This window comes from Candidatus Epulonipiscium viviparus, assembly GCF_000171335.1.
GTDB lineage: Bacteria > Bacillota > Clostridia > Lachnospirales > Cellulosilyticaceae > Epulonipiscioides > Epulonipiscioides viviparus.
Window position 1 is genome coordinate 21,104 of sequence record NZ_ABEQ01000034.3, and the last position, 7,179, is coordinate 28,282.

A 7,179-nucleotide genomic window follows, 5' to 3' on the forward strand; every position below is an offset into this window, starting at 1 on the left:
AAATGAAAAATATAAAACTACTATTACTCTGTATGTTTATCGCACTTAGTATAATTCAAACTGTTTATTTATGGCTGGGGGGTCCTCTTAGCCATATTTTTTTTGAAGCCGAAACCAAAGCCGTCCTCACTCCAATAACCCCCAAATATATCTGGCTAAATACAGGTGGGTTATATACCAAAGGTCTAAAAATTCCCAATAAAAACCAAGAGTATAAATTGATGGTTGAGGAGCTACAAAAAGTACTATTTAATATCCCGGATGTTTTGGATCAGGAGTATAAGCAAGAAGATACTAGTAAATTATATAACCAAAGGGGCATCATATACGAATATAGCCTGCCACTAACTATTAACGAAATAATTGGCAAAAGCATTCCTCTTGAATATAATTATAAGATAGACAGCATTTTTGTAACACTAAAAGACGAAACTCTTTCAGATGATAGCATTTTTTTTATAAACGAATCATCCGAATATTATATAGAATTAAAATTACCTCAAAAAGCTCAGGAATTTGAAAATATATACTATTTATTTAATAATTCAGATGACGAAGAATCTACTTCGCTTAGATATCAACCTAGTATTAAGGATATAAAAGCACCACATATTTTAGGAAATGTTTTCCTGGCCAACATCAGCCCCTCGATGCCACTAGAATATTCAAAAATATTATTTCGAAACTTTTTGGAGCATATGGATTTTGCAGAAATAGAAGGAAGAGCCGACCAGCTATTTGAAAAACCCATTATGAAAGAAACGCAGCTTCTTTTGGGTGGTGCCATAGAATTTACAGAAAAAAACAAGAATATTTTAACAATTGCACCTTCTGGGCTTATCACCTACCAAAATTTACGACCTGTTATAGAAAAGATTCCGCAAACACGTTTAGAAGGATATAATATAGCGCTAGAGTTTATAGAAGCAAACAATTTGATTAGCCCCACAATAAAGGATAAACTATATCTAAGTAATATAGAAATTGATAATGGCGCTTATATTTATTATTTTAATATGTTATATCAAGATATAACAGTTGTTCTATCAGAAAACTTAAAACACATATTAGACGTTCCTGCAATGGTGAGTGTTAGGGTGATTGACCGCGTAATTAAGGATGCGCAATGGCTTAGCTATAGCGTAGAAGAGATTTTTTCATATGAGCCTAATTATATAATTACCGGATATTCAACACCAATTGATAAAATGTATAGCAACTTGAAAGGACTTGGTATAGAACGACCTGTATTTAGTAACATAGAATTGGTATATGAACTAACTGGTGCCGACACACCTCTCGATATCAAATGGGGCATAAAATACAAAGGAGATTGGTATTATCCATAATAAAACATGAACGACAAACAGACCATAAATTATCTGTTAATAATTTTTATTATTACAAATTTATTTTTAGGTGTAGGAAATTATAATAAATATATTAAAAACTATACTTTAAACCAAAATAGAATTGAAAGAATAACCGAATTTTTAGAACAAGATAACATTACCATCGAAAGTGATCTTCCTAAAGATCATAGCGCAAAACCAAAAATAAGTTTAATTCCTAAGAGAATTACTACCAACATTCGTGATAGTATTGTTAATAATTTTTTTGGTGAAAAACGAGAGGGTGTCACTATTACAAATGTTATAAATAAATCAGAATACGATTCTCAACAACGCGTATATAAAAAAGGCTTAGAAACACTCAGCTTTAGCACCTATAAAATTATTTATCGCAATTTTGCTATTGAAAAAAGTGTAAATAGCGATGATCTTTTATCAAAACAAAAAATATTATCATATGCAAAAGAACATTATGAAAAATTTCCTGCCGATTTATTGGGAAAAACAGTAAATATTGTTTATGAATTAGTATCATACGGTGCCAACGTAACATATTATAGTGTATATAGTGGTTTACCTGTATTTGATAGTTATCTATATATGCAAATAAACAATGATGGTGTATTTATGAGTACTATGACATTAAGTGAAGTAAGTGAAAAATTTTTTCATGAAGCTGAAATTTATGCAGTGGATCAAGTTCTTTTTAATTTGCATCAATTTATCAATCCAAATACCATAATAAAAAATATCACCTTAGGATATGCACGCGAAAATCAAAATAGTGTATTTTTCTTGACAGAAGAAGCAATTCCRACGTATAAAATAGAGATAGAAGGATTTCGGCAACCGCTTTTTGTTAATGCCTACACAAATCAGATCAAATAAATCTTGGTATTTTTATCTATTGATGGTATAATGTAACTTACTAAATACACAAAGGGTGATTAAAATAAAGAAATTAAGAAGGTGTTTTAGATGAGCAAATTATGTATACAGGGTGACACACGCCTAGTGGGAGATGTAAAAATTAGTGGTGCTAAAAACGCGGCCGTGGCTATCTTGCCCGCAACAATTTTAGTAGAAGGTATTACCATAATTGAAAATTTACCTAATATCAATGATGTCGCAATTCTCAAYGAAGCGATAGTTTCGATGGGAGCAGTTACGAAATTTCTAGATCTCCATACATTAGAGATAGACGCAACAACAATATACAAATACTCGGCAACAGAGCCATGTATTAGCAAAATGAGAGCGTCGTACTATCTTTTGGGAGCACTACTGGGAAGATTTAAGAAAGCAGAAGTTGCGATGCCTGGAGGATGCGATTTTGGAGGTCGCCCTATCGATCAACATATCAAAGGCTTTAGAGCACTGGGCGCCAACATTGAAATAGAAGATAATATAATTAAAATAAACGCTGATCGACTTATYGGAACAAGAATTTACCTAGATATGGTATCAGTTGGAGCTACKATCAATATAATGCTAGCCGCCGTGTTAGCAGAAGGAACAACCACTATAGAAAATGCCGCAAAAGAACCTCACATAGTAGATGTCGCAAACTTCTTAAATAAAATGGGAGCRAAAATTATCGGCGCTGGAACAGACGTAATTCGTATTAAAGGTGTATCAAAATTACATGGAGGACATTATAATATAGTCCCAGATCAAATAGAAGCCGGAACATTTATGCTTATCGCAGCTGCAACTAAAGGCGACATATGCGTTAGAAACATTATCCCCGAGCATATGGATTCGCTAACTTCTAAGCTTCGAGAAATAGGAGTAACCTTAATAGAAGGCGACGATTATATTAGAGTAATATGGAAACAAAAACTTACTGCAACACAAATAATTACCCTTCCATATCCAGGTTTTCCAACCGATTTACAACCTCAAATGTTGGTATCACTTTTGCAAGCTCAGGGGGTAAGCACAATAGTCGAGAGTATTTTTGATAATCGATTTCAATATGTAGATGAGTTRCGAAAGATGGGTGCCAACATCACAATAGATGGAACTAAAGCAAGCATAGAAGGTGTCGACACACTCTACGGGGCCAATTTAGTTGCAACAGATCTTAGAGCCGGCGCCGCCATGATTATAGCTGGATTAGTCGCAAAAGGCACTACAACAATAGACAACGTACGCTATATAGATCGTGGATATGAAGATATTGAGAAAAAGTTAACTGCTCTTGGTGCACAAATCTTTAGAATAGATTAATTTTAACCTTGGGTTACGGACATTCCGTAATCTTTTTTTTGCGATAAAAAATTGCTATTTTCGAATAAAATAGAGTATAATAACATATAAAGAAGGGGTGACATACATGAGGCAAGCTTTTAACAGATTAGCAATAGTGTTGTTAATAATCAGTGTAATTGTTATTTTATATTTTAGCAGTCTTACTGCATTTCAATATAATCCTGAAGATGTTATATTCGTGGAAACTTTAAACAATCCMAAATCCAATCCATTAGCAAGTCAGACACCTTTTACAATAATCACGCATAACTTAGGTTCTGGAATTAATGAACAAAAAGAACCACCTATTGAACATATAATTAATAATATGGCACTTGCCATTGATGATTTATTAATAGCAAATTCAGATTTTATTTTTCTACAAGAAATCGATCAATACTCTACTAGAAGCCAACATACTAATCAAGTTCACTTGCTAAAAAATGTTTTACAAAATTATGGCTATGCATTCGCTAGCAATCTAAAAATCCACTACTTAGCAATACCTATAAACGGTCATTTTGGTATCACTAACCAAAATCTTATGACACTATCTAAATATCAAGTAGCCGAAAGTTCGCGAGTCAAACTACCTACGGATTTTCCTTGGCACAAAGAAATGACGGCACCAGACGACGCATTGCTAGTAAGTCGCCTAAAAACTCAGGCCGGCCCAGAATTGGTTCTAGCAAATGTTCAAATTCAAGATTTAGGCAACTTTCCAGAAATTTTAGTGATAATAGAAGCATTTCTCAAAGCCGAATACGCACTAGGCAATTATATAATTTTGGGCGGAGATTTTAACAGTTCTATCACTTCTATTGACCCATTTTCTACGGTCAGTAACTTTCATAATTTCCTTAATATGGATAATTTTTTCTGGGCAGTTGATGAAACTGTTGCCACTAACCAAAACGGCGAGCTATCTAACGGCTTTTTGTTCTCCGATAATATCGATTTACTGGCATTAGAAACTCTTCAATCTGGCTTCGCATATAGTCCGCAAAACAGCGTATCTGCAACATTTATGTTAAAGTAATTAGCATCTAGGAGTGCCGGAACATTCTCTTTGGCATCCCTAGATACAGCTGTTCTTTTTATAGTTTTTCCTTTCCTTTTTGCATTTTTTCCGTTACAGTCTCTTTAATATTTTGAACAAAACTTCCCATTTCCTGCTTAAAGCTATTTACATCATTTTTCAGTTTCTGCTTTTGAATTTGCTTTTTAATCTCAATTTTAGCGTCCTCAGTCATTATGTTCGCCATTTCCACCGTATCATTTAAAAACTCTTGTGTTTTATTCATAATTTTCCTCCTTTTATATTGCTACATAATGTAGTTTGATATTATGCGCAAATTTTTATACACAGCAAATTTTAGAAATTAGGCATATCCAAGCCTAAAGCAGCCATATATTTAATAAAAACGAAAGTAGTGATGAAATGCCAAAATTAGAGTTTAAGGAAATTTCTGCCTATTTTTATAGTAGTTATGCAAATCCTGATGCMATCAATGCTCAGTTCTATTTTCATAGATATATTTGGGAATTATTAGAAGCAAAAGGGCTAACTACTTATTCGGAATTTAAACTAAAGGGACATGTTCTTCTATATAAGTATGCTATTGAATATGTTTATGAGGAATTTCTATGTATGCTCAATCAGTCTGCAATATGTAACTATTTTGAAATGGTCACATACGAAAATTTTAAGCACCTATGCCCTGCGGATCAAAACCCTATCGAAAACTATCTTCAGGGAATAAAAAACGGATTATCCACTATGGCAAAAAACCTTCTAGTTCCACTGGTGCCCATTTTTTTATCTACTGCTGAGATGCGTAATGCCACAAAAGACAATATCCTCGATTCTATCAATCTTGCCACCGGCGGATTTATCTCTAATGCAGATGTAATCAATATGTCTCATATAATTTTTCGAAATTTGGTGTTACTATATAAGGAAACGATTTATACTGTTTTAGACCAATCGGCCTATACAATATTTTGCGCATTGCGGTTGACATTAAATAAAAGCGAAGACTTCTTTGATTTACGCGAAATGTGCATCGACGAAAATGGAATGCAACGACTTATGCATAAAGCATATACATACGAGGTTTATAAAAGTAAAATTCAGGTCACCGAATCTCAAGATAATAAGTCTAAAGCTATTGAACTATATATCAATTCTTTGCCCAAATAAATAAAAACAGCCCCTCTATTTTTACCCTGAGAGGCTGAATCTTTTTTATACCCTTAATTTAACCCATTCGCCTTTTGAAAATCTTACATATGTTGCCATTAATCGTATAAATTGATCTGTCATCATAGCCAACCAAGCCCCTATCAATCCCAATCCCAATGGATAGCAATAGATATATGTGCATATCGGCCTCAAAATTGTAATGCTTACCAATGCAACTTTGGCAATAAACTTCGTATCGCCCGCACCTCGTAGGGCTCCCGACAAAATCGTTTGTGGCACCTGAAAAATATTCGCTATAGAAACAATAACCATAACTGTAACGCCTAAGGCCAACACTTCCGCATCCTCAGTAAATAGCGCAAATAACTCCTCTCTAAATGTAAAGTAAACGCCACATAATATTAGCGAAACCGCAAGACCTATTCTTTCTGTGATTTTTCCATATATAATTGACAAATCGGGTCTTTTTGCACCAAGATTTCTTCCCACCAATGATGATGCCGCGATCGAAAAACCTTCTCCCACGCTATATGAGAAATTAGCAAATATAATGCAAATTTGATGCGTTGCATATGCCATCATTCCCAGCGATGTAACAATTCTCACATACATCAAAAATCCCAGTCTCATACAAATTTGATCAACAAATGCTCCTCCACTAATTTTTATAACGTTCTTTAAAACACCAAATTCTGGCTTCCAGCTATCACCCTTCGAAATTTTTAGATCTGCATCTTTGTTAAATAACGCYGATAACGAAATTAGGCAGGCAATCGACTGRCCTATTATAGTCGCTATTCCTGCACCTGCAACACCCAAAGCTGGCGCTCCAAATCTCCCTTCTATCAAGATAAAGTTTAATACCAAATTGACCAGGTTTGCTGTAATATTTGATCGCATCGAAACCTTTGTGTTTCCCGCACCTCGTAGCGCTGAGTTAATATTTATTCCTATGGCATTAAACATAAATCCACATAAGATTATTCTCAAATATGTAACTGCATCAGGCAATACATCTGCCGTTGCTCCCATCCAAATCAACACTGTCTCCGAATATATCATTCCAACGATTGACAATATTATCGACAACACGATAATCAATAAAATYGACTGCCTTACTACCTTATTGGCAGCTTCAAAATCTTTCTCTCCCACTCGGCGAGCGACGATCGATAATACACCCACATTTAGCGAAAATATGATTGCTAGCAATATCAATATAGGTTGCTGCGTAATGCCTATAGAAGCAATAGCCAGCGGCCCCAATCCTCCAACCATCATTGTATCTACTGCACTCACCATACTTACTAGCACTCTCTCCACAACGCTAGGCCAAGCCAATGCAAAAACATCTTTATACGCCTGCCG

General features: G+C 34.5%; 7 protein-coding genes. 5 read left to right on the forward strand and 2 right to left on the reverse strand.

The annotated features are described in order from the left end of the window. The first annotated feature begins 2 nt into the window (after positions 1-2). The 4 genes from EPU_RS06310 to EPU_RS06325 all read left to right on the forward strand — a co-directional run bounded on the left by EPU_RS06310 (position 3) and on the right by EPU_RS06325 (position 4,644). Positions 3-1,349 carry a hypothetical protein gene (locus tag EPU_RS06310; protein WP_010167745.1) on the forward strand — a complete coding sequence of 449 codons (1,347 nt, stop codon included), beginning with the start codon at positions 3-5 and terminating at the stop codon, positions 1,347-1,349. A gap of 6 nt (positions 1,350-1,355) precedes the next feature. Beyond that, positions 1,356-2,240, forward strand: a complete 885-nt coding sequence (locus EPU_RS06315) for a two-component system regulatory protein YycI (protein ID WP_010167746.1) — start codon at positions 1,356-1,358, stop codon at positions 2,238-2,240. Between the two features lie 90 nt (positions 2,241-2,330). Further along, positions 2,331-3,584: a UDP-N-acetylglucosamine 1-carboxyvinyltransferase gene (locus EPU_RS06320; RefSeq protein ID WP_029488135.1), complete on the forward strand. Its 1,254-nt coding sequence runs from the start codon at positions 2,331-2,333 to the stop codon at positions 3,582-3,584. Positions 3,585-3,690: 106 nt separating this feature from the next. Further along, positions 3,691-4,644 (forward strand): endonuclease/exonuclease/phosphatase family protein, encoded by a 954-nt coding sequence (locus EPU_RS06325; RefSeq protein ID WP_010167748.1) that lies wholly within the window; start codon positions 3,691-3,693, stop codon positions 4,642-4,644. A gap of 58 nt (positions 4,645-4,702) precedes the next feature. Here EPU_RS06325 and EPU_RS06330 read toward each other — a convergent pair whose 3' ends face one another. Beyond that, positions 4,703-4,909 carry a hypothetical protein gene (locus EPU_RS06330; protein ID WP_010167749.1) on the reverse strand — a complete coding sequence of 69 codons (207 nt, stop codon included), beginning with the start codon at positions 4,907-4,909 and terminating at the stop codon, positions 4,703-4,705. Positions 4,910-5,046: 137 nt separating this feature from the next. On the opposite strand from EPU_RS06330, the gene EPU_RS06335 reads away from it, so the two are divergent. Further along, the gene (locus EPU_RS06335; RefSeq protein ID WP_010167750.1) at positions 5,047-5,808 is read left to right on the forward strand and encodes a hypothetical protein; all 762 of its coding nucleotides are present in this window, start codon (positions 5,047-5,049) and stop codon (positions 5,806-5,808) included. Positions 5,809-5,853: 45 nt separating this feature from the next. On the opposite strand, the gene EPU_RS06340 is transcribed toward EPU_RS06335, so the two are convergent. Further along, a partial coding sequence (locus EPU_RS06340; RefSeq protein WP_010167751.1) for an MATE family efflux transporter occupies positions 5,854-7,179 on the reverse strand: 1,326 nt, incomplete at its 5' end.

Bases quoted from the DNA above. Each gene is read 5' to 3' on its own strand.
- EPU_RS06310 (WP_010167745.1), top strand. From the start codon at position 3: ATGAAAAATATAAAACTACTATTACTCTGTATGTTTATCGCACTTAGT.
- EPU_RS06330 (WP_010167749.1), bottom strand. From the start codon at position 4,909: ATGAATAAAACACAAGAGTTTTTAAATGATACGGTGGAAATGGCGAAC.